This window comes from Vibrio sp. 1069, assembly GCF_033340555.1.
The window spans coordinates 1-743 of record NZ_JAWOWP010000315.1 but is presented as its reverse complement, the minus strand read 5'-3'; the positions used below and the strand labels follow the sequence as shown (position 1 = coordinate 743).

Below are 743 nucleotides of genomic sequence, written 5' to 3'. Positions count from 1 at the left end.
AGCTTTTTCATGCTGTATTCTAGCTGGTTAGAAAGCAGCGAAATGTACTCCGATTCCCACTCTGTCTTTTGCAAAGACTTCCACGGGTTTTCAGCCCAAGAATTAGCGATGATCTGTGCTTTATCGTGCAAGTTTTCGGCAATCGCAACACCTGATTCACACACATTGCTATTGGTGTTAAGCGTGGATGCATCATCATAAAGTAACCATTCCAACGCTCCCAGACCTTGCACAGTCACGCTTTGTGTCGAGATCTCTTCCACTGTCCAAACTTTATCGGCTTTAGTCAGCGCCGACATTTTACGCCCGGTGGTATTTTTTTTATCGGGCCAGAATTGTACGTTCCAGCTTTGCTCCAGCGCAGTCGCTGGGCCACGTTCCTGTCCTTGAAGCGCCATCCAAGCCAGCATGGTGCTGTGCCACTGTTGTTGTACTGGTTCCACGTCATTTTTCGGCGCAGAACAAAAATCAGCAAAGCTCTGCTCTAACTGCGAAGCTTGGCTTAAAAATGACTGTGCGGCATGAAACTCCACTTCGTAAACAGCTTGAGAAATATGGCTAGTTTGTTCTGGTTGTGCATCCGACGAGCCCGTTGTCGATTGGCAACCAACTAAGCTTAGCGTTGCAACAACAGCGCTCATTAATGTTGTTTTCTTCATGGTTGCATCCTTACAGAGAGTTCAGAAACGCGATCCATGCGTCACGTTCTTTTTGGTTAAGCGATAGCACGTTTTGTTTCGCTT

Annotated in this window: 1 protein-coding gene; it reads right to left on the bottom strand. The window is 46.8% G+C overall.

The window, feature by feature from the left end:
- Nucleotides 1–659: imelysin family protein (locus R7040_RS26225; RefSeq protein WP_318097546.1), on the bottom strand; the 659-nt coding region annotated here is incomplete at its 3' end.
- Nucleotides 660–743 lie beyond the last annotated feature (84 nt).